This is a genomic window from Pseudoalteromonas sp. (assembly GCF_018402495.1).
Taxonomy (GTDB): Bacteria; Pseudomonadota; Gammaproteobacteria; order Enterobacterales; family Alteromonadaceae; genus Pseudoalteromonas.
In genome coordinates this window covers 559,226-580,416 of the sequence record NZ_JAGYIU010000004.1, presented here as the reverse complement: position 1 = coordinate 580,416, position 21,191 = coordinate 559,226, and the positions used below count along the sequence as shown (strand labels likewise).

The 21,191-nt window shown below is 40.3% G+C and carries 18 protein-coding genes and 1 pseudogene; 4 read left to right on the top strand and 15 right to left on the bottom strand.

Translation table 11 applies throughout. From position 1 onward, the window contains the following. Window positions 1–636 precede the first annotated feature (636 nt). Window positions 637–1,494 carry a tetratricopeptide repeat protein gene (locus tag KG708_RS15050; RefSeq protein ID WP_213611083.1) on the bottom strand — a complete coding sequence of 286 codons (858 nt, stop codon included), beginning with the start codon at window positions 1,492–1,494 and terminating at the stop codon, window positions 637–639. A 109-nt stretch (window positions 1,495–1,603) separates the two neighbouring features. On the opposite strand from KG708_RS15050, the gene KG708_RS15045 reads away from it, so the two are divergent. Beyond that, the gene (locus KG708_RS15045) at window positions 1,604–2,914 is read left to right on the top strand and encodes an amidohydrolase (protein WP_213611082.1); all 1,311 of its coding nucleotides are present in this window, start codon (window positions 1,604–1,606) and stop codon (window positions 2,912–2,914) included. 28 nt (window positions 2,915–2,942) lie between these two features. On the opposite strand, the gene KG708_RS15040 is transcribed toward KG708_RS15045, so the two are convergent. From KG708_RS15040 to pomA, 4 genes and pseudogenes are all read right to left on the bottom strand, one after another. Then, window positions 2,943–4,883 (bottom strand): DNA topoisomerase III, encoded by a 1,941-nt coding sequence (locus KG708_RS15040; protein ID WP_213611080.1) that lies wholly within the window; start codon window positions 4,881–4,883, stop codon window positions 2,943–2,945. Window positions 4,884–4,955: 72 nt separating this feature from the next. Continuing rightward, window positions 4,956–5,443: pseudogene (locus KG708_RS17855) on the bottom strand (hypothetical protein). A gap of 150 nt (window positions 5,444–5,593) precedes the next feature. Beyond that, the gene (locus KG708_RS15035) at window positions 5,594–6,514 is read right to left on the bottom strand and encodes a flagellar motor protein MotB (RefSeq protein ID WP_213611078.1); all 921 of its coding nucleotides are present in this window, start codon (window positions 6,512–6,514) and stop codon (window positions 5,594–5,596) included. Between the two features lie 2 nt (window positions 6,515–6,516). Continuing rightward, window positions 6,517–7,284 carry a flagellar motor protein PomA gene (gene pomA, locus KG708_RS15030; protein ID WP_213611069.1) on the bottom strand — a complete coding sequence of 256 codons (768 nt, stop codon included), beginning with the start codon at window positions 7,282–7,284 and terminating at the stop codon, window positions 6,517–6,519. A 301-nt stretch (window positions 7,285–7,585) separates the two neighbouring features. Between pomA and KG708_RS15025 the strand changes: the two genes are divergently transcribed. The 3 genes from KG708_RS15025 to dxs all read left to right on the top strand — a co-directional run bounded on the left by KG708_RS15025 (window position 7,586) and on the right by dxs (window position 10,696). Further along, entirely contained in the window at window positions 7,586–7,828 is a 243-nt protein-coding gene (locus KG708_RS15025) for an exodeoxyribonuclease VII small subunit (RefSeq protein WP_213611067.1), read from the top strand. A gap of 2 nt (window positions 7,829–7,830) precedes the next feature. After that, complete coding sequence (ispA, locus tag KG708_RS15020) at window positions 7,831–8,718, top strand: (2E,6E)-farnesyl diphosphate synthase (RefSeq protein WP_213611065.1); 888 nt, start codon at window positions 7,831–7,833, stop codon at window positions 8,716–8,718. Window positions 8,719–8,833: 115 nt separating this feature from the next. Beyond that, a complete protein-coding gene (gene dxs, locus KG708_RS15015) occupies window positions 8,834–10,696 on the top strand; it encodes a 1-deoxy-D-xylulose-5-phosphate synthase (protein ID WP_213611063.1) in 1,863 nt (620 codons plus the stop codon). A 63-nt stretch (window positions 10,697–10,759) separates the two neighbouring features. Here the strand turns inward: dxs and KG708_RS15010 are convergent, their stop codons facing one another. The 10 genes from KG708_RS15010 to glyA form a co-directional block, all read right to left on the bottom strand. Continuing rightward, window positions 10,760–13,846, bottom strand: a complete 3,087-nt coding sequence (locus tag KG708_RS15010; RefSeq protein WP_213611061.1) for a ligand-binding sensor domain-containing diguanylate cyclase — start codon at window positions 13,844–13,846, stop codon at window positions 10,760–10,762. A 31-nt stretch (window positions 13,847–13,877) separates the two neighbouring features. Continuing rightward, window positions 13,878–14,363 carry a phosphatidylglycerophosphatase A gene (locus KG708_RS15005; protein ID WP_213611051.1) on the bottom strand — a complete coding sequence of 162 codons (486 nt, stop codon included), beginning with the start codon at window positions 14,361–14,363 and terminating at the stop codon, window positions 13,878–13,880. Next, on the bottom strand, window positions 14,360–15,334 hold the full coding sequence (gene thiL / locus KG708_RS15000) for a thiamine-phosphate kinase (protein WP_213611049.1): 975 nt from the start codon (window positions 15,332–15,334) through the stop codon (window positions 14,360–14,362). The genes KG708_RS15005 and thiL overlap by 4 nt, the downstream gene beginning before the upstream one ends. 85 nt (window positions 15,335–15,419) lie before the next feature. After that, window positions 15,420–15,833: a transcription antitermination factor NusB gene (nusB, locus tag KG708_RS14995; RefSeq protein ID WP_008110215.1), complete on the bottom strand. Its 414-nt coding sequence runs from the start codon at window positions 15,831–15,833 to the stop codon at window positions 15,420–15,422. A gap of 15 nt (window positions 15,834–15,848) precedes the next feature. Then, the gene (gene ribE, locus KG708_RS14990) at window positions 15,849–16,313 is read right to left on the bottom strand and encodes a 6,7-dimethyl-8-ribityllumazine synthase (protein WP_008110216.1); all 465 of its coding nucleotides are present in this window, start codon (window positions 16,311–16,313) and stop codon (window positions 15,849–15,851) included. A 93-nt stretch (window positions 16,314–16,406) separates the two neighbouring features. Continuing rightward, window positions 16,407–17,519: a bifunctional 3,4-dihydroxy-2-butanone-4-phosphate synthase/GTP cyclohydrolase II gene (ribBA, locus tag KG708_RS14985; protein ID WP_213611047.1), complete on the bottom strand. Its 1,113-nt coding sequence runs from the start codon at window positions 17,517–17,519 to the stop codon at window positions 16,407–16,409. Between the two features lie 28 nt (window positions 17,520–17,547). After that, the gene (locus KG708_RS14980; RefSeq protein WP_213611036.1) at window positions 17,548–18,201 is read right to left on the bottom strand and encodes a riboflavin synthase; all 654 of its coding nucleotides are present in this window, start codon (window positions 18,199–18,201) and stop codon (window positions 17,548–17,550) included. 24 nt (window positions 18,202–18,225) lie between these two features. Beyond that, window positions 18,226–19,353 carry a bifunctional diaminohydroxyphosphoribosylaminopyrimidine deaminase/5-amino-6-(5-phosphoribosylamino)uracil reductase RibD gene (ribD, locus tag KG708_RS14975; RefSeq protein ID WP_213611035.1) on the bottom strand — a complete coding sequence of 376 codons (1,128 nt, stop codon included), beginning with the start codon at window positions 19,351–19,353 and terminating at the stop codon, window positions 18,226–18,228. 2 nt (window positions 19,354–19,355) lie between these two features. Beyond that, complete coding sequence (gene nrdR, locus KG708_RS14970; RefSeq protein ID WP_010390928.1) at window positions 19,356–19,805, bottom strand: transcriptional regulator NrdR; 450 nt, start codon at window positions 19,803–19,805, stop codon at window positions 19,356–19,358. 107 nt (window positions 19,806–19,912) lie between these two features. Continuing rightward, window positions 19,913–21,169, bottom strand: a complete 1,257-nt coding sequence (glyA, locus tag KG708_RS14965; RefSeq protein ID WP_013464229.1) for a serine hydroxymethyltransferase — start codon at window positions 21,167–21,169, stop codon at window positions 19,913–19,915. Between the last annotated feature and the right edge of the window lie 22 nt (window positions 21,170–21,191).

Below are 21,191 nucleotides of genomic sequence, written 5' to 3'. Positions count from 1 at the left end.
TATTAAGAGATGAGACTGCTCAATGAATTCTGAATTATTTGTTTTTGTTACCAAAAACGAATTGACTGTGCTGAATAACTACCGAAGTAATTATTCTGTTGGTCACTCAGTTTCTCTTTCGAGAAATCACATTGAGACTCTAAATTTTTTGCCTCGTTACTTGCTCAATAAAGAACGAAGTAGCTCGGCTGTTAGAACTCAATCTGTACGAGTGCCCACACAGATGATTGCTTTATATTGTTAAAGAACGTTGCGATTAAAGCGTTAAACTTTATCTCGCTAGGGCTGCGCATATTACGCTTTCCTATTTTTTTGTCAACACTTAATTTTGTTAAACTTGAAAGTTTTCAGAATTAAGTTTTACTTAACACCCTGAGTGACTCTTGCCTCGCTAAGCGTTGCCCGCTGCGCGTCGCGCCTGCCGTCTCAGTGGGGTCGCATTATAGGGCGAATCGATTTTAACGCAAGCGTTTTTAAAGGCTTTTTTGCATTTAATTTTTACCCCAAAGATACCCTACCTAGACACACATGTTACCCACAAAACCCTGTGGATAACCCTGCATTTATCCTCTTTTTAAATGTAGAAACAAAAAAGCATCTTTAGTTAGATGCTTTTATAAAGGTTCTAATTAGCCGTTAATATAAAATACTATAGAGCTTGCGGCGATATTTAGCGGCTAATGCATCGCCGTCAGGTAAAGAGGCGATTATTGCTAAGAAGTTTGGTTTGGCTTCATCATAGTTAAGATCCTTTTTAAGGATAGTAAAGAGTGCTTCTAATGCCTCTTCTTTCCTTCCCGCTTCATTTAAAAGGTTACTTAGCTGCATTTGCAAATCAAGTTCATTTGGATGTTTAGCTACCTTTTCTTGAAGTTCTTTTATCTGCGGTGAATCGGTGGCCTCTAATGCAGCCTCACATTTTGCCTTAATATTATTAAAGTATGCATCTTGCTCTTGTTCATCTATTGTTTCTATTAACGCAGCGGCTTCATCGAGTTTATGAATTTGGATACATATATCTGCAAGCACTAATTTAATCCGCGCATTACCGCTATCAATTTCATACGCTTGTTTTGCGTAATTGAATGCGACATTTAAGTCGCTATTAATCAGTGCTTGCTTAGCCTGCTCTAATAATAAGTCTTGTTGAGCTGGTAAATGTTTAGATAATGCATCACGAACTTGGCTTTCTGTTTGAGCACCCGCTAATACGTCAACAGGGGCTGAGTCTTTTAATAACACTAAAGTAGGTAAGGTTTGCAATCCAACTTGTTGGGCAAGTTGAGAGGCAAGTGCCTGCTCTGCATCGCAGTCTAAGTTTGCGACTACTATATAGTTGCTGTATTCAGCAGATAACTTATCTAAAATAGCTGCTTGGCTAATACACTCTGGGCTTTGTGGAGAAAAAAAGTTAAGTAGTACTAACTTTTGTTGTGATGTTTCACCTAATACTTGCTGAAAGTTTTGTGCGTTAAGACTAACTATATTGCTCATTGAATTATTGCCATGTTCATCTATTTAGGTTTTTATATGGTGATGAAGATAATAATTACAAGTCATCTGTTTAAATCATTTAAATACAATAGAAGGTAGTGAGGGAAATATGAAATTAGCGTATGTAAGTGCATTGTGTTTATTAGTCAGCCCATTATTAAATGCGCAAGCACTTAAGTTGGATCTTGATACCAGCATGCCGGCAATAGAAAAACTTTACTTAGACCTACATCAATCACCTGAATTGTCATATAAGGAAAAGCAAACAGGTAAAAAAATCGCTGAACGACTTCAGAAATTGGGGTTTGACGTAACCGATAATGTAGGTGGTTTTGGTGTAGTCGGAATTTATAAAAATGGCCACGGCCCTACTGTTATGATTAGAACGGATACTGATGGTTTACCGATAACGGAACAAACAGGTAAAGCTTACGCATCAACTGTGACCACAATAAATAACCAAGGTAACGAGGTTGGTGTTATGCATGGCTGTGGCCATGATATTCATATGAGTTCTTTTATTGGCACTGCTGAACAACTTTTAAAACATAAAGACCAATGGCAAGGTACACTTATGATGGTTGCACAACCTGCAGAAGAAGTTGGTGCTGGTGCAAAGGCCATGCTCAAAGAAGGTTTATTTAAAAAGTTCGCTAAACCAGATCATATTATTGCACTACATGTGAGCGCCAGCGTTCCGGCAGGCAAAGTTGCCATGAAAAACGAATATACAATGGCAAGCGTTGACTCGGTTGATATTAGTATAAAAGGCAAAGGTGGCCATGGTGCTTATCCGCATACAACTATTGATCCTGTGATTATCGCAGCGCGAACAATACTGGCACTACAAACCATTACTAGCCGGGAGCTTTCTCCACTTGAACCTTCAGTGATAACGGTCGGTTCCATTCATGGCGGTTCTAAACATAATGTTATTTCTGACGAGGTTAAGCTACAACTTACTTTACGTAGCTACAATCCAGATGTACGTAACGCACAAATAGCAGCCATTAAACGTATTACTGCAGGCATAGCGCAAAGTGCAGGGCTTGAGGAGTCACTCTACCCTGTCGTAAAAGTTCATGAAGATGAATCAATCCCATCAACTTTTAATAATCCAGCACAAACTAGCATTGTCCGAAGCGCTATAAAAAATGCGATAGGCGATATAAACGTACTTGATACACAAGCTGTGATGGCCGGAGAGGACTTTGGATTATATGGACGCACCGGCGAAAATATTCCTATCACCTTATTTTGGCTAGGTGGCGTTAACCAAACAAAATATGCCGAGGCAATGAAAAATAATAAAACACTACCTTCATTACATTCGAGTAAGTTTGCCCCCGATTATAAAGTGGCACTACCTACCGGAATTAAAGCAATGAGTAATGCTGCTGTAGCATTATTCAATCAGTAACTTTCAACGCTATATTTAAGCCCTGCGATTAATTTACCGCAGGGCTTTTTTTATAACTCGACTTTTTATACGGCGCTTTTTTTGTACGTTTGGCAAAGCGCTTTTTAGGTGACGTTTTAGGTAACAGTGCAAATGCCTGGCTATTACAGTTCGCCGCTTGGCTTACAAAATTAGTTAAATCGGCTAATAAAGGTTGTATAAACTGCTGATAACTCATTGCTTGCTGTGCAATATCACCTAAACTCGACTCCCATTTTGCAGTTAAGTCGGGGCTTGATAATCCCACTGGTAATACACTAATTAATGCCAGACCTGTTTCAGTTGCTTTAATTGCTTTTCCCTCACGTTTTAAAAAGCGACGTTTAAATAACAGCTCAATAATGCCTGCACGCGTTGCTTCTGTACCGAGGCCATCTGTCTCTTTTAATATTTTTTTGATTTGCGGATCTTTTACATAACGGCTAATTCCCGTCATGGCAGCAAGTAAGCTTGCATCAGTAAAATGAGCCGGAGGAGAGGTATGCTTCTCTACAACTTCACCTTTAGTACATAACAGTGCCATGCCTTTTTCTAAGTGAGGCAATGTCGCATCTTCTTTAAGTTCTGACTTACCCATAAGCGATTTAAATCCTAAGCTTACATCTTGCTTTGCATTCGCTTTAAATAAACCACCCGCGATAATTAACTCTACGTTGGTTTCGTTGTATATATAGTCAGGATAAAACTGAATTAAATAATGTCTACTTATTAACTGATAAATTTTTACCTCATCACTTGCTAAACTCACGCTGTTTAACTGTTTAGCGGTTGGTACAATAGCGTGGTGGGCGGCCACTTTTGCGTCGTTAAAACATTTACTACGTTGTTTAGCATTTGCCTTATTCACTAACTCTACTAACTGCCCACCATTTGCGGCTATCGCTTTTAAAATAGCGGGTGCATCTTGGTGATGATCTTTAGGTAAATAACGATTATCTGAACGTGGATAGGTAATAAGCTTATGGCGCTCATATAAAACCTGGCAAATATCGAGCACTTTTTGTGCTGGCATCCCAAAAGCTTTAGCAGCATCTATTTGTAAAGCAGATAAGTTATAAGGAAGCGGCGCGGTTTGTTTTTTTTGCTTTTGCTCAAGTGCTGTTACATTTGCGGGCTGATTAGCAATGCGTGAAGTCACATTTTCGGCTAAGGCTTTATTAAGTACTCTGCCCTCTTCATCTTGATAAGGTTCGCACGCTTTACTCGGTATCCACTTAGCAGTAAATGATTGCTGCTCAGGTGTAACAAGATGAGCAAGTACTTCATAAAATGGTTTGGATACAAAATTTGCGATTTCATTGTCACGATTAACAACCAAACCTAAAATAGGTGTTTGTACACGCCCAACCGACAGCACGTTACCAAAGCCCGCTTTTTGCCCTGCTAATGTATATGCTCGCGTTAAGTTCATACCAAATAACCAATCAGCACGAGAGCGCGCTAGAGCAGACACACTCAAAGGAATAAATTCATGATTGGAGCGCATAGCATTGAGTGACTTTTTTACCGCGGTTAAGTTTAAATCACTGATCAATAAACGCTGAATATTTTGTTTTTTTGCTTGGCTGATTTTTGCTTGTTCTATAACTTCATCAACTAATAACTGGCCTTCACGGTCAGGATCGCCAGCATGTATAAGTGTTGTTGCTTGTTTGATTAGCTTTTTTAAAACCGTAAGCTGCTTACGCGTTTTTGCTTTAGCTTTTAATTGCCAGTGTTCAGGCACAATAGGTAAATGTTCAAACTGCCACTTTTTAAAACGCTCATCGTAATCGTCGGGCTCGGCTTGCTCAAGCAAATGACCTATACACCAAGATACACAATCGCCATTAGCAACTTCAATATAGCCATCATGTTTTTTATGCGGTTTAGGCAGTGCATCCGCAATAGCGCGCCCCAATGATGGTTTTTCTGCAATGTAGAGTTTCATAAAAAAGCCTTAACACTGTTTATATAAACAGTAGTTTAGCATATCATTTTAAAACGGTGGGTATTTTTGTAGTTAGTAGCTTAAAGCTTTATTTCGCTTATTAGCAAAAATATATAAAAGAGGCAGATAACATACTACAATAGTACCAATATTAATGAGTGGCAGCAAAGTTTTATACATGTAAGTGCTATAGGATAAATCCCAAAGGTGACGGTCAACTAAACGAAATAGTTGCAGAATGGGGGCGCCAATAACCACAAGTTGGCCCAGTACGCATTGCCATAAATAAACTTTATCTTTGATACCTAAATAAGCAATCAAAGCCATCCAAGATAAATCGTTTAATGCCCAAACTACATAACGGTATATGTAAGTGCCGTCATCAAACTCTTTGAGCGATGAATGAATTAAAGCACCAAAAAGAAAAAAGAAGCCGTTAATAAAGTAAATCTTAAAGCACAGAGATCTTTTCGTAAATAAAAAGCAAAAATAGCTGGGATCAGAAAAAGCACCCAGTTACTGTTTAAAATCTCTAAGACTTTATCAAACCAATCAGGCATAGTTACTTAGTAAAATTCGTTTTATCATCATCATCGCCACTACCATTACCTGGCATACTACAAAACTTACTATACATATTCACTCCAGCTTAATTACATCTGTTAACAAATATGTATTCTATGCTAAAAAAGTAACAAGACCAATAAACTCTATCTAATATCAATAGGGTCTGATTCTTTTGCCTTACCTTGTAAAATTGATATTTCTACTCGACGATTACGTCTGCGATCTTCTCGGGAGTCGTTTGGCACTAGAGGCCTAGTTTCTGCCCGCCCCACAACCATCATTCGAGTTTTATCAAAACCAGCCACTTTTTCTAATTCACTTGCAACAGCAACAGCGCGCTTAGATGATAAATCCCAATTATTAATGTAGAGCTCGTTCGATACTTGAAAATCATCTGTGTGACCAGATACCGTGATCTCTCCGGGTACATCTTTTAGTAAACGACCAATATCTTGAACAATAGGTTTAAACTGCGGTTGTAAAAATGCACTGCCGGATGGGAACGAACCATTTTCTCTGATACGGATAATTATTTGTTGTCCTAACGATTCGAGCTCAATAGCACCGTCGATAATTTGTTTTTCAAGTTGTTGTGCAATTTTTTTAACTAAATCGTTTATTTGCTCTTGATCGGCAGCAGAGACTGCAGGTGCTGCAGCAACCTCTTCTGAGGTACTGCTTGACTCGCCTCCTCGTTTTTCACCGCGCTGTTCTTGGCGCCCTCCAGCAGAACTTTCATCACCAGCCTGAAACTCTAGCATTTGCTGGGTCATTTCTACCGTTTGCTGTTGAATAGTTTCAATCGGTGTAGGCTCTGGTTTACCTGGAGTAAACTCCATAGCAATAACCGAGGTGCCTTTTGGAATATCTTTTACTTCTATTTTATTTTGTACACCAAAAGCAAACTTCATTGAGCCTGCAATTTGTTTAAATTTCAGTACATCCATTTCAGAAAACGCGAGTAAGAGTACAAAAAAACACATTAATAGTGACATTAAATCAGCAAATGTCCCCATCCATGCAGGTAACCCTGGGGGGGGGCATTTACACTCTTCATCAGACATAATTATTCCTCAGTGTTTACTGCGCGTTTTGACTCAGCTAAATAATTTTTCAAAATCCCTTCAATTACTTTAGGGTTTTGACCATCTTGAATACCTAATACCGCATCTAAAATTAAGCGCTGATTCATGGCCTCTTCGTCTTTACGCAATTCAAGTTTTACCTGAATAGGAATAGCAACAACGTTTGCTAAAAATGCACCGTATAATGTTGTTAATAGCGCGACCGCCATTGCCGGACCAATCGCTTTAGGGTCATCCATGTTTGATAACATAGCTACCAAACCGATTAATGTACCTATCATGCCCATTGCGGGGGCGATATCACCTAAGGATTTGAATAAGCTTGCGCCCATTTCGTGACGAGTTGTAGTGAGGGAAATATCTTTTTGTAATGTTGCGCGCACTACATCTGCATCATGCCCATCTACGAGCATATCAACGCCTTTACGCATAAAAGGATTGGGAATTTCGGCCTCCTCCAACGCTAAAAACCCGCCTTTACGGGCAGAATCTGCTAGCTCAACCGCCTTTTCAATTAACGCTTCAGGAGGTTCAATTTTAAACATAAACGCTTTTGCACAAACCTTACCAATACCGAAAAATTGCGACATAGTAAAATTGGATAAAACGATAAAAAGGGAACCACCAAATACAATAACCACTGAAGGGGTATTGTAAAACATTGCGATTTCACCGCTACTACTCATAAACATGGACATGGCAATCAAGCCAATTGCGCCAAGGATCCCAATAATGGTTGCTAAATCCACATTCCCTCCAAAGGTATTATATTTTTTCTTCGCAAGCGTTGATATTCATTGTTTATCGGCAAGATACTGAAATACTTGAGTGATTTTTATGATAAACGATAAAATGACGACTCGTCCTATTTTAGATCAACATGAGTAATCAATCTAACTGTTCAAAGTTAATAATTTAAAAATAACTGAGAAACGTAATAAAACCCAATTAACAGCATTTATCTATTAAAAAAACGTATCATTCTTTGACCTAGTTTAGCATTCCCCCTAAAATTGGCGTCTAAATTTATTATGTAAGTTGAAAATAAAGATGGCGACTAAAAAACCTGAAAATTTAAGTTTCGAACAAGCATTAGAAGAACTAACAGCAATTGTCAGTGATATGGAACAAGGTGATTTATCGCTTGAGCAGTCTTTAAAGCAGTTTGAACGCGGTATAGCACTAGCAAACGCATCTTCTGGTAAACTTCAACAAGCTGAACAAAAGGTGTCGATATTAATGGGTAACGACGAAAAATCGCCACTTACTCAATTTGATAACGATATGGAATAATTGTGAGCATAATAGAACAAATAAAGCTCGCTCAAGATGATGTAGCTAATACCCTCAACCTTTATTTTGAACAACCTCTTGAAAGCGACGACACAATCAAAGAAGCCACACATTATAGTTTAATGAATGGCGGTAAAAGGCTGCGCCCGTTTTTAGTTTACACCACAGGTAAAATTTTCGGTGCAGAAAAGCGCGACTTAGATGTGCTCGCAGCCGCCATAGAGTGCATTCATAGTTATTCATTAGTGCATGACGATTTACCTGCGATGGATGATGATGATTTACGTCGTGGTCGCCCTACCTGTCATATTGTATATGGTGAAGCACAAGCTATTTTAGCCGGCGATGCACTGCAAACGTTAGCGTTTGAGCTAATTGCTAAGCACACATTTAAGTGCTCAAGTGAAGCACAATTAAAAATGATTGCCGAATTAGCCCATGCCTCAGGGTTACAAGGTATGGTTGCAGGGCAAGGGCTCGATATTGCTGCAACCGGTAAAACGATTACCGTTAATGAACTAGAACGTATTCATAAACTAAAAACCGGTGCTTTAATAAACTGTGCGATTACGCTAGGTGCACTGTGCGCACCAAATATAAGCCAACAAACTTTAGATAATTTATCAACTTTTGGGTATGCTATAGGATTGGCATTTCAAGTCCATGACGATATTTTAGATGTTGAAGGCGACACGCTTATTTTAGGCAAGCCCCAAGGCTCAGATATTGCAGCGAATAAAGCGACATACCCCGCTTTATTAGGTATGCTAGGCGCTAAACATAAAGCACAAAATTTAATACAGCAAGCCCATGAAGCATTAGCCAACATTGACGCAGACACAACAGATTTAGCGACATTGGCAAACTATTTAATTGAACGTGACCATTAAACACGGCTAAAGCGTATTAACTCCTAGTATAAAATTATTACTGAATATTAAGTCACCTTTTAAACCTCGTTTGTTTTGAGGAGGGTTAATATTAGCGAAGGATATATAAAAAACCATGACACTTGATAGCAGCAAGTATCCATTACTTAATTTGGTGAACGAACCAGCCCATTTGCGAGATTTAGCACAAGATAAGCTTCCTGCATTTAGCCATGAATTGCGTGACTATTTACTCAATTCGGTATCGCAAAGTAGCGGCCATTTAGCGTCAGGTTTAGGAACCGTAGAACTGACCGTTGCACTGCATTATGTGTACAACACACCCGATGACCGTTTAGTTTGGGATGTGGGTCATCAAGCTTATCCGCATAAAATACTGACGGGCCGTCGCGACCAAATGCATACGATTCGTCAAAAAGATGGATTGCACCCTTTCCCATTTAGAGACGAAAGTAAATACGATACCTTTAGTGTTGGCCACTCAAGCACATCGATTTCTGCAGCCTTGGGTATGTCTATCGCAGCACAAAAAGAGGGCAAAGGGCGTAAAACAGTTGCAGTAATAGGCGATGGTGCAATTACCGCAGGTATGGCTTTTGAGGCTATGAACCACCTAGGTGATGTTAAATCAGACATGCTGATCATTTTAAACGATAACGAAATGTCGATATCTGAAAATGTGGGTGCATTAAACAATCACTTTGCGCGTATTTTATCAGGTAGCTTTTATACCAACATCCGTGAAGGCAGTAAAAAGCTACTCTCTGGCGTGCCACCGGTCAAAGAGCTAGCCAGCCGCATGGAAGAGCATATCAAAGGAATGATGATCCCAGGTACCTTTTTTGAAGAATTAGGTCTAAATTATATTGGCCCAATTGATGGCCATGATGTGAATATGTTGGTTGATACGCTGCGCAATATGCGTAACTTAAAAGGCCCACAGCTTTTACATATAAAAACGCAAAAAGGCAAAGGTTACAAACCTGCCGAAGCCGATCCGATTGGCTATCATGGCGTACCAAAGTTTGATCCTACAACACTAAGCTTGCCTAAATCTAAGCCTGGTGCAGCGACCTTTTCTAACGTGTTTGGTGATTGGCTTTGCGACATGGCCAAGCAAGACAGTAAACTAATGGCAATCACCCCTGCTATGCGTGAAGGGTCGGGTATGGTACGTTTTTCTAAAGAACACCCCGAGCAATACTTTGACGTAGCAATAGCAGAACAACACGCAGTGACCCTTGCTGCAGGTTTTGCCTGTGAAGGCTTAAAACCTGTTGTGGCTATTTATTCTAGCTTTTTACAACGTGCGTACGATCAACTAATCCACGATGTTGCATTGCAAAATTTACCGGTGTTATTTGCTATTGACCGTGCAGGTATTGTTGGGGCCGATGGTGAAACTCATCAAGGCGCCTACGACTTAAGCTTTATGCGCTGCATTCCTAATATGGTTATTATGGCGCCAAGCGATACCAACGAGTGTCGTCAAATGCTTTATACTGGCTATCAAGCTAATTGTCCTGTTGCCGTTCGTTATCCACGTGGTAGCGCTGGTACAGCAGAAATTCAAAGCACGATGCAGCAACTTGAAATTGGTAAAGCCGCTGTTGTTAAAAAAGGTACTAAAGTGGCAATATTGTCATTTGGTACATTGCTTGAAAACGCACAACTTGCCACTGATGAGCTCAATGCCACTTTAGTTAACATGCGATTTATTAAGCCTCTTGATACGGTGTTAATCAATGAGCTAATTTGTAATCATGATGTGATTGTTACCCTTGAGGACAATGCGATTGCAGGTGGAGCTGGCTCTGCGGTTAATGAATATTTAGCGAGCAAAAAAACAGCAGTAAAAATACTTAACCTAGGTATACCGGATGAATTTATTAAACACGGTACACAACAACAAATGCACGATGAAATGGGGCTAGGTGAGCACGGAATTTTAACTTCAATAAAAACATTTATAAGCTAGCACGTATTGCGTTTAATAAAAAAAGGAGCCATCGGCTCCTTTTTTATTATTCTCTTATTATCGCTAGCGCATCCACACCTTAATATCGGCTAAGCCATTAGTTTGTAATAAGTCAATTTGTTGTTCAACATTTGGGTTTTGCTCAAACTCAAACGCATCTAATTGCTCATCAAAGGTAATATTAGCAACGCCATCGCCTCCGCGCTTTTTAACTTGATGTAATGCCATATCAGCTAAATTAATTGATGTTTCCCAACTAATTACTTGCCCACCTAAAAGAGGTAACGGATAGAACGACCATCCAACTGATGCTGTTATATTCGTTGTTTCACCATTAGGAAGTTGAAACGTATAATCTGCAATCGCTTGACATAACTCAGAAACATAACTATCGATTAAATTACATTTAAAGTCGCGTAATAAAAGTAAAAATTCATCACCACTCCAACGGGCAACATAATCAGAACCTTGGGTGCGCGAGTTAAGCAGTGCCGCAACTTGCTGTAAACAGCTATCTCCCGCAATAGGGCCATAAGCATCATTAATGCGGCTAAAATTATCTAAATTAATAATTAATAAAACTAGCGATTTACCTTGAGCCTGTAATGACTGGGAGTTACGCTGAAAGTGCTCAATATCTTTTGGTAGTTGATCAAACAAAAATCGACGGCTTCTCAGCCCCGTTAACTCATCCGAATGGCTAACCAATTTAAGCTGCGAGTTCACTTGGTTTAATTTGTCATTGGCTTGGCGAAGCTCAAGGGTGCGTTCAGTAATAAGCCCTTCTAGAACTTGCTGTTTGCGCCGCTCTTGCGCTTTAAATACCCAAAACACTAAATAAAAGAGTAAAACAAAGCCACTTGTGATCAGTAATCTAAAGTATATGGTTTCGCCAAACCGTTCAGGCACCACAAAAGCGTACTCGGCCGATTGCGCTTTGCCCCAGTCTTCACCTTGGCGCTTTGTTTCTAATTCAAATAAAAACATACCTGCAGGTAAGTTAGTATAAATAGCTTCTCGACGATTACTCGCATAACGCCAATCACTGTCTAAACCATTAAGCTTATATCTAAATTCAATACTGCTTGGTGCGTAATAATCAATGGCGGTGTATTTTATTGTGACATCGCGTTCATCTTTTTTTAGCATCGGCTTTTTACTTGATGCGGCCGCAGTTAAGTTACGCGATGGTGTTATAAGTGTTTCGATTGTTGGCTTTAATCGCCGTAACCCAAATAATTCCACATCTTTAGGAATTTCAACTATCCCTTGTAAGCTGGGATACCAAATTGAATTATCCATATCAACTACTGCATCGTGGCCAAGACCATTACAACATTGGCTTGCTTTACCATCAAGCTGTCGATCAAATGAAGAAATCACCTCTTCCACTTTTAGACTTTCAATATGACCTTTAAATTGTTTAACCGGCATGCGATAAACCCCTTTCATGGTGCTTACCCAAATTCGTTTTGAAGTGTCATCGTACTTAAGACTAAAGATAGAGCCATATGGTAGTCCATTGGCGGCATCCAATTGCTGCCATTGCCCTTGGCCACTGCGATAAAATAAGCCATCATTAAGTGAGCCTATTAAAATACCAACACCCTCTATATGCAAAATACTGGTTACATAAGCACTTTCGAGGCTCGTCTGATCGCCCACTTTTTCAATCCCTCGGTCAGTGAAATAATACGCACCTTTACTTGTGCCTATCACACCAAAATTAGGTTTGTCTAAAACGTATGTAATAAATTTACTACTTAAAAAAGCATTATAAGCAAATGGATTTAGTCCATTATAATTTAAACGAAATAACCCTCTTCCTGTGCCAATCCATAACCCTCCCCTTGTTGAGGTGCTAATAGCAAATATGGGGTTATCATTTAGTGCTCGGGCTGGAAAACTATAAAGCGTATTCGCCTCGTAAAAAAATAAACCTCTGCCAGTTGCTAAATATAAACGGTCGCCTTCAAACTGGAGATCATAGACAGAGGCATTGCCATACTTAGCGCTATTAATAACATTTATAAAGGTTTTATCTTCATCATAATAACCTACACCACTTTTATTCGCGATCCACAGCTTACCCTCTGGCGATTTACTAATAGCCATTACTGCTTCGGTCATTTCAGATATAGCTGAATGACGCTCAACACGTCCTTCGTGAGCAAGCCATAGTCCTTCACTAAAACTCGCTAACCATATGTTATTTTCATCATCTCTGTATATATCGGCAAACCAAATACTTTGATCTAACTGACTGGGCTCAACCCATTGCCAATTATTCGACTTCCCTCTGAATAATAAACGCCCATAAGTCGATACCCACAGCCCACCATTTCCGTCACTCATAAACTTATAAACAGCTGAGTTATTAATATTAGGCAATGGAAATGGGCGTAGCTCGTCATCTAAATCTAAAAAGTAAGCACCTAGTTCAGAAGCAAGATAAAGGTTGCCGCTTAAGAAAGATAAGTCATGCACTATTGTTTGTGCTAAACGATCGGGCAAAGCGACTTTAGCAGTCAGCTCTAAACGCAGCTTAGAAAAGTTAGACGAGCTTTGCGTTAAACGTAATAAATTACGATCGTTAACCAGCCAAATACCCTCTGGTGAGAGTGCCATTTTACTCACTGAGCCCACTATTTGGGTGATTGCGGTGGCATTAACGATAGGGCTGGGATTGTTGAGTTGGTCACGTAGCTCTATTTGGCTTCTATCTATATAATAAAGCCCATTGGCAGCAATCCAAATACTGCCTTTGGAGTCCTCAAGAATATCTCTTACAGGGCCCTTAATATTAAACTCTTGTGCGGTTAGTTTTTCAGGATCTATGACCACAAGGCCATTTTTCGTGCCTATCCACAACAGTCCTTGCTTATCAATCAATAACTTATTAATACCGTTATTAGGTAAAAATAGACTGTTTTGGGTATTGAAATTAGTAAACGTGTTACCATCAAATCGGCTTAATCCGAATTGCGTACCAAGCCACATGTAGCCTTGGTTATCTTGCACCACACTTTTGAGGGATTGTGAGGGAAGTCCGTCTTTAATGTTCCATTGTTTAACTACGTAATCAGTAATTGAAGCCGTACTTGGCATGGCACACATCAAGAGTACACAAACCAATAAAAATCGCATCATAGTGCTGCCACCTAGTTAAACAAATAATAAATTAAAAGGGTAGTAAACCTACTTTTATCAATGCTTGCAAACAAATAAGCGAAAAAATACCTGCAAGTACATCATCGGCCATAATACCAAACCCACCATGAGCACGTTTATCAAGTATACGAATCGGCCCTGGCTTTGCTATATCAAAAAAGCGAAAAAGTAAAAAGCCCACCAATAATGTTTGCCAATTAAGTGCTGCGCCTATCATAGTGATATAGTAACCAGCGACTTCATCCCAAACAATAGCTGGGTGATCATGAACTTGAAGGTCATCAGCTGTTTTCCCACATGCCCAAATACCAAATATACTAATCACGAGTGCAAATACAATTTGTAACCATAGCGGAAAATGCATAGTAATAAAAATAAACGGCAATGCTGCTAAGGTACCAAATGTACCCGGTGCTTTAGGCGCAAGCCCTGTACCAAAACCCAAACCAAAAAATTGATGTGGGCGTTTTAAATTAAATAATCGGTTTTTATTCAAACCTGCTCCTTGGAAAAGTGCTCAAAGCCTTTGTGCTCAAAAACAAACTTTTCACCTTGGTGTAATAATTCTATATTCCCGTCACCACTTTTGATTTGGCCGATACAGGTTGCTTCTACACCGTATTGGCGCAACTTAATATCGAGCATACTCTTATTACTGTCCGGGACGGTATAAAGTAGTTCATAGTCATCGCCATAGTTGAGTATAAAAGGAAGCTGTTGCTCAAAATCAAGACTCGCTTGCATCGAATCAGAAGTGGGTACATTTTCAATATTGATTGTTGCACTGACCTGTGACAAATCCAAAATGTGCCCTAAATCAGCAAGTAAACCGTCTGAAATATCAATAGCTGATGACGCTAAGCCACGCAAAACTTGTCCGGCGGCCACGCGTGGCGTTGGAAAGTTTAAACATTTATTAATATGCTTTAAATGTTCAGGTGCAACTGGCAAACCTTGTTTTTTTGACTCAATAGCCAAACCAGCATCACCTAGCGGTCCGGTTACAAAAATCCAGTCGCCCACTTTTGCGCCACTTCGACGCAGTGCTTTACCTTCAGGAACCGTGCCTTTTGCACAAATAGTAATACTGAGTGGGCCTTGAGTCGTATCGCCACCAATAATTTGTACATTAAAGTACTCAGCAATTTCATGCATGCCGTCAGTCAGCTCTGCAATCCATTGTGGATCGATACTTGGCAACGTAAGTGCAACCGATACCCAGGTAGGCTCTGCGCCCATGGCAGCTAAATCACTTAAATTTACAGCCAGAGCTCGATGCCCTAATGCGCGAGGAGAGATATCGTGAAAAAAATGCACCCCAGCCACTAAGGTATCTGTTGTTACAGCAAGCTGACAGTTTGCTGGTACTGTGACAAGCGCACAGTCATCTCCAATCCCTAAATTAACATCGCGGCGAGTAATACCACGACCTTTAAAGTAGTGATTAATTAATTCAAATTCCTTCATACACAAAAAAGCCGGCCTATGCCGGCTCTCCTTTTTAACGGTTATTTGTAACAACTCACTTAAAATTAATATGCAGCTTAAGTTGTTATGACTTGCGTAACTGTTTTACAGCTTTATCAAGTACACCGTTTACAAATTTATGGCTATCTTCAGCGCCAAACATTTTCGCTAATTCAATGCTTTCATTGATAGCCACTTTGTAAGGAACATCTTCACGAAATTTAAGCTCGTAGCTGCTTAAACGTAAGATTGCACGTTCAACTTCGTCTAATTCATCAAATGGACGAGTTAAATGAGGCGATACAGCTTCGTCTAGTTGCTTATGATTTACGGCAACTCCACGCGCTAAATCTTTAAAATATTCAACATCAATTTTAGTCACATCGTTTTCGATCAACATTTGTTGTTCGATATCGGCAATCGCATTGCCGCTTAATTGCCATGAATATACGGCCTGAAGTGCTAAGATACGTGCTTTACGTCTTGCTGCTGGTTTCACAAAAATTCCTTAAACTTAAATTTTATCTAACACATTAACCATTTCAAGCGCACCTAAAGCAGCTTCGCCGCCTTTGTTACCCATTTTGGTACCTGCGCGCTCAATTGCTTGCTCAATGCTTTCAGTGGTTAATACGCCAAATGCAACCGGGATATCATACTCAAGTGATACTTGCGCAAGCCCTTTATTTGACTCGCCAGCGACGAGATCAAAGTGAGGCGTGCCCCCTCTGATCACCACACCTAAGGCGATAATTGCATCATATTCTTTTTTTGCTGCAACGCGTTTCGCTGCTAAAGGTAATTCAACCGCACCGGGTACGTAAATCACGGTAATATCGTCTTCTGATACTCCACCAGTACGTTTTAGCTCATCAACAGCACCTGCAAGCAAGCTACTACCAATAAAGTCATTAAAACGAGAAATGACAATGGCAAACTTTTTGCCTGGAGCGTATTTATTACCTTCAATAATTTTCATTTGATAACCCTAAAAATAAGTTTAAGCGATTTCGGTTGCGCAAAAATTGCTGCGCATTATACCACATAAATAAAATAATAACCTAGCGCGTAATTATTGTGGCTCTACGTAGTCAACCACTTCTAAATGGAACCCTGATAATGCATGGTATTTTTTTGGTAAGCTCATCAAACGCATTTTTTGGATTCCTAAATCTGCCAGAATTTGAGAGCCAACACCTACGGTACGTGAAGTGCCTTGGAATTTACGCGGTGTTACATTTTCACCGGCATCCTCTGCAGCAAACGCTTTAACTGTAGCCTCTAACTCTTCAGTACTTTCTTGCTTTGCTAAAATAACTAAAACACCATTATGCTCGGCAACATAAGCCATTGCTTGCGATAAACCCCAACTACGGTCAGCATTGCGATCAGAGAGTAAAATATCGTTAAAGGTACTTTGTAAATGCACACGTACTAAGGTCGGTTCTTGTGGCTTTATTTCACCTTTAAGTAATGCATAATGCAGCTGACCGTCTATAGTGTCTTTGTAAGTCACTAAGTCAAACTCACCATGTTCAGTTGGCAATTTACATTTTGCAACTTGCTCAATTGTGGTTTCGTTTAGGTTACGGTACTCGATTAAATCAGCAATGGTGCCAATTTTAATATCATGTTGCTTAGCAAATACTTCTAAATCAGGACGACGCGCCATGGTGCCATCTTCATTTAGGATTTCTACAATCACTGATGATGGCTCAAGCCCTGCTAAACGCGCTAAGTCACACCCTGCTTCTGTATGCCCTGCACGTGTTAACACGCCGCCTGGTTGCGCCATAATAGGAAAAATATGACCTGGTTGTACAATATCGCTTGGCACAGCGCCTTTCGCGATGGCAGCTTGAACAGTGCGGGCACGATCCGCTGCAGAAATACCTGTGGTAACCCCTTTTGATGCTTCAATCGACATAGTGAAATTAGTTGAGAATGCGGCACCATTATTTTTTACCATTAATGGTAAATCAAGCTGCGAGCAACGCTCTTGAGTCATCGTTAAACAAATTAGTCCACGGCCATGAGTCGCCATAAAGTTAATCGCTTCTGCACTAATGTGTTCAGCAGCAATAATTAAATCGCCTTCATTTTCTCTGTCTTCATCATCCATTAAAATAACCATTTTACCGGCTTTAATGTCATCAATTATTTCTTGTGCGCTATTTAAATTCATAAGTTGCTCGTATAAGTTGTCAATGTCGTTATTTTATAAAGCCCGCTTTGGCGAGTAAGCTCATCGAAATATCTGAACCCGTAGGCTGCTCAGCCCCTCTAACTAGGCGCTCTAAATAACGTGCTATTTGGTCGACCTCTAAATTAACCTGGGTGCCAACTTTAAAGTCAGCTATGGTCGTTTGCCCGCTGGTGTGGGGCACAATCGTCAGTTTAAATTTATTACCTTCAACTGCATTAACCGTCAGGCTAATACCATCAATACAAACCGACCCTTTGTAAGGAATGTATTTCATTAAATTTTCATCGGTGGCTAACCAATAGTCTGTTGCTCGCGCATTGGCATTAATCGCTGTGATAGTGGCAATACCATCTACATGGCCAGACACTAAATGACCACCGAGGCGCGAAACGGGTTGCATTGCCTTTTCAAGGTTTACCGTTTGCCCCAATGTGTAATGTGCAAACCCCGTTAAGCTAATTGTCTCATTTGATAAGTCAGCACTAAAACCATCAATATGCTTATCAACAACCGTTAGGCATACACCATTGGTTGCAATACTGTCGCCTAACTTAACATCACTCATATCAAGGTTTTTACTTTGAATACGAATAGCTAAATCACCTTGTTTTTTTTGTAATAACGCAATTTTACCTGTTGCTTCAACTATTCCAGTAAACATAGTGCTGCTCTTTATATAAAATGATTAATGTGCTTTTTTTATCGCCGTGATACGTAAATCATCACCGATTGGCACACACTCATTAAAAGTTAAATTAATGGTATTTTGCATACTCATTAACTCTGGGAAGTTCAGTAAACTTTTTGCATCGCCGCCCATTAATTTGGGCGCAATGTAAAAAACAAACTCATCGATTAAATCAAGTTCTGTCATTTTACCGGCCAGTGTTGCTCCGGCCTCTAACCATACGTTATTAAACTGCAATTGGGCGAGCGTGCGTAACACGGCCAGTAAATCTACTTTATTATTATTTTGAGGTACTTCAATCTGTTTAACAAAATGAGGCCACTGATGTGATTTATCAACCCGAGTGGTAAATATTATCACCTCACTTTGAATTGAAAATAACGCAAGTTCAGGAGTAAGCCTATTTTGAGAATCAATAATAGCGCGAACCGGTTGACGCAGTGGTAAATCAGTAGGTAAAGAATTCGGTAGCTCTTCAGGGCGCACATTTAATTTTGCATCATCCATTAATACCGTATCGGCACCGGTTAAAATTGCACAGCTTTGTGCTCGGTATAGTTGCACATCTTGGCGCGCAGCGGGGCCTGTTATCCATTTACTTTGGCCGTTTTTAAGCGCCGTTTTACCATCAATACTGGCGGCCATTTTGCAGGTCACAAAGGGTAACCCCTGCTCCATGCGCTTAAAAAACCCAAGGTTTAATGCGCGAGCTTGCGCTTCAAGTAATCCGTGAGCAACTTCTATACCAGCATCCGCTAAAATTTTCAGACCTTTGCCTGCAACTTGCGGGTTGCTGTCAACCATTGCAGCAATCACTTTTTTAACACCTGCTACTTTTAGCCCTTCAGCACATGGCGGTGTTCGACCATAATGACTGCAAGGCTCAAGTGTTACATAAGCGGTTGCGCCTTTGGCATTTTCGCCAGCCATAGCCAGTGCGTTTACCTCTGCGTGACCTTGACCCGCTAACTGATGAAACCCTTCACCTATTACTTTATTATTTTTTACGAGTACGCAGCCAACATTAGGATTAGGAGTGGTGGTAAAGCGCCCTTTTTTTGCCAGTTCGATAGCGCGAGCCATGTAGCGTTTATCATCCTCTGAAAACGAACTTTGCATGCTCATTACTACTCTCCTAAGCGGGCTATTTCTTCACCAAATTCGCGTATATCTTCAAACGAGCGATATACAGAGGCAAATCTTACATAGGCCACTTTATCTAACTTTTTAAGCGCTTCCATAATGCACTCACCCACCAAATGGCTAGACACTTCACGCTCACCAGTGGCACGTAACTGCGACTTAATAATATTAACCACTTCATCAACTTGCTCAGTGCTTACGGGGCGTTTTTCGAGGGCGCGAGTTAAGCCATTTAGTAACTTATCTTCATTAAACGGTTCGCGGCTTCCATCTTGCTTGATGACCCGTGGCATCACTAATTCAGCCCCTTCAAAGGTGGTAAATCGTTCGTGGCATTCATTACATTCACGACGTCTACGTACTTGGTGTCCCCCACCTACAAGGCGAGAATCAATAACTTTAGTATCTTTGGCGGTGCAAAAAGGGCAATGCATAACTGTGTGTTTCCGTTTTAAAAACAAAAAATGGCCGCTATCATAGCGGCCATTATCATAACAAAAATGTGTGCAGTTGTGATCTAAATTACTATTTTACTCTTGGATTAAGCGTAAACAGGTAGTTTTGCACAAATTGCTTTCACTTTTTCTTTTACTTGCGCTTGTACTGACTCATCTTCGATGTTGTCTAGTACATCACAGATCCAGCCTGCTAACTCTTTTGATTCAGCTTCTTTAAAGCCACGACGAGTGATTGCTGGTGAACCAATACGCAGACCAGAGGTAACAAATGGTGAACGTGGATCGTTCGGTACTGAGTTTTTGTTAACCGTGATATTCGCATTACCTAGGGCAGCATCTGCATCTTTACCTGTGATATCTTTGTCGATTAAATCAAGTAAGAATAAGTGGTTGTCAGTTTTACCCGATACTACTTTGTAGCCGCGCTCTTGTAATACCGCAACCATTGCTTGTGCATTTTTAACAACTTGTGCTTGGTATGTTTTAAACTCAGGTTGAAGTGCTTCTTTAAATGCGACCGCTTTGGCAGCAATAACATGACATAAAGGACCACCTTGGCCACCTGGAAAAACAGCGCTGTTTAGCTTTTTGTAAATTTCTTCATCGCCACACGCAGAAATGATTAAACCACCGCGAGGACCGGCTAATGTTTTGTGTGTTGTGGTTGTTACAACGTGAGCAAATGGCACCGGGCTTGGGTAAACACCCGCAGCAATTAAACCTGCAACGTGCGCCATATCAACAAATAAGTATGCACCTACTTTGTCTGCAATTTCACGGAACTTAGCCCAATCAACAATACCTGAATAAGCAGAGAAACCCGCAATAATCATTTTTGGTTTGTGCTCAAGTGCTAACGCTTCAACTTGTGCGTAATCAATTTCGCCAGTTTCTTCGTTAAGGCCATACTGAATTGCGTTGTATGTTTTACCTGAGAAGTTTACGTGTGAGCCATGTGTTAAGTGACCACCGTGCGCTAGGCTCATGCCTAATACAGTGTCAAGTGGGCTTAAAAGAGCTTGGAAAACAGCAGCATTAGCTTGTGAACCGGCATGAGGTTGCACATTTGCGTAATCTGTACCAAATAATTCATTTGCGCGGTCAATAGCAAGTTGCTCAACCACGTCTACGTGCTCACAGCCACCGTAGTAACGTTTGCCCGGGTAACCTTCAGCGTATTTGTTAGTCAGCTGAGAACCCTGCGCTTCAAGTACGCGTGGGCTACAGTAGTTTTCAGATGCAATTAACTCAATATGCTCTTCCTGACGTGATGTTTCTTTGCTCATCGCGTCAAATAACTCTGGATCAAAGTCCGAAATATTCATGCTACGTTCTAACATTGGGGTCTCCTGGGCAACGTGT

Excerpts from the sequence above, each read along its gene's own strand:
- KG708_RS15050 (WP_213611083.1), bottom strand. The coding sequence starts at position 1,494 with ATGAGCAATATAGTTAGTCTTAACGCACAAAACTTTCAGCAAGTATTA.
- KG708_RS15045 (WP_213611082.1), top strand. The coding sequence starts at position 1,604 with ATGAAATTAGCGTATGTAAGTGCATTGTGTTTATTAGTCAGCCCATTA.
- KG708_RS15040 (WP_213611080.1), bottom strand. The coding sequence starts at position 4,883 with ATGAAACTCTACATTGCAGAAAAACCATCATTGGGGCGCGCTATTGCG.
- KG708_RS15035 (WP_213611078.1), bottom strand. The coding sequence starts at position 6,514 with ATGTCTGATGAAGAGTGTAAATGCCCCCCCCCAGGGTTACCTGCATGG.
- KG708_RS15025 (WP_213611067.1), top strand. The coding sequence starts at position 7,586 with ATGGCGACTAAAAAACCTGAAAATTTAAGTTTCGAACAAGCATTAGAA.
- dxs (WP_213611063.1), top strand. The coding sequence starts at position 8,834 with ATGACACTTGATAGCAGCAAGTATCCATTACTTAATTTGGTGAACGAA.
- KG708_RS15010 (WP_213611061.1), bottom strand. The coding sequence starts at position 13,846 with ATGATGCGATTTTTATTGGTTTGTGTACTCTTGATGTGTGCCATGCCA.
- thiL (WP_213611049.1), bottom strand. The coding sequence starts at position 15,334 with ATGAAGGAATTTGAATTAATTAATCACTACTTTAAAGGTCGTGGTATT.
- ribE (WP_008110216.1), bottom strand. The coding sequence starts at position 16,313 with ATGAAAATTATTGAAGGTAATAAATACGCTCCAGGCAAAAAGTTTGCC.
- ribBA (WP_213611047.1), bottom strand. The coding sequence starts at position 17,519 with ATGAATTTAAATAGCGCACAAGAAATAATTGATGACATTAAAGCCGGT.
- KG708_RS14980 (WP_213611036.1), bottom strand. The coding sequence starts at position 18,201 with ATGTTTACTGGAATAGTTGAAGCAACAGGTAAAATTGCGTTATTACAA.
- ribD (WP_213611035.1), bottom strand. The coding sequence starts at position 19,353 with ATGAGCATGCAAAGTTCGTTTTCAGAGGATGATAAACGCTACATGGCT.
- nrdR (WP_010390928.1), bottom strand. The coding sequence starts at position 19,805 with ATGCATTGCCCTTTTTGCACCGCCAAAGATACTAAAGTTATTGATTCT.
- glyA (WP_013464229.1), bottom strand. The coding sequence starts at position 21,169 with ATGTTAGAACGTAGCATGAATATTTCGGACTTTGATCCAGAGTTATTT.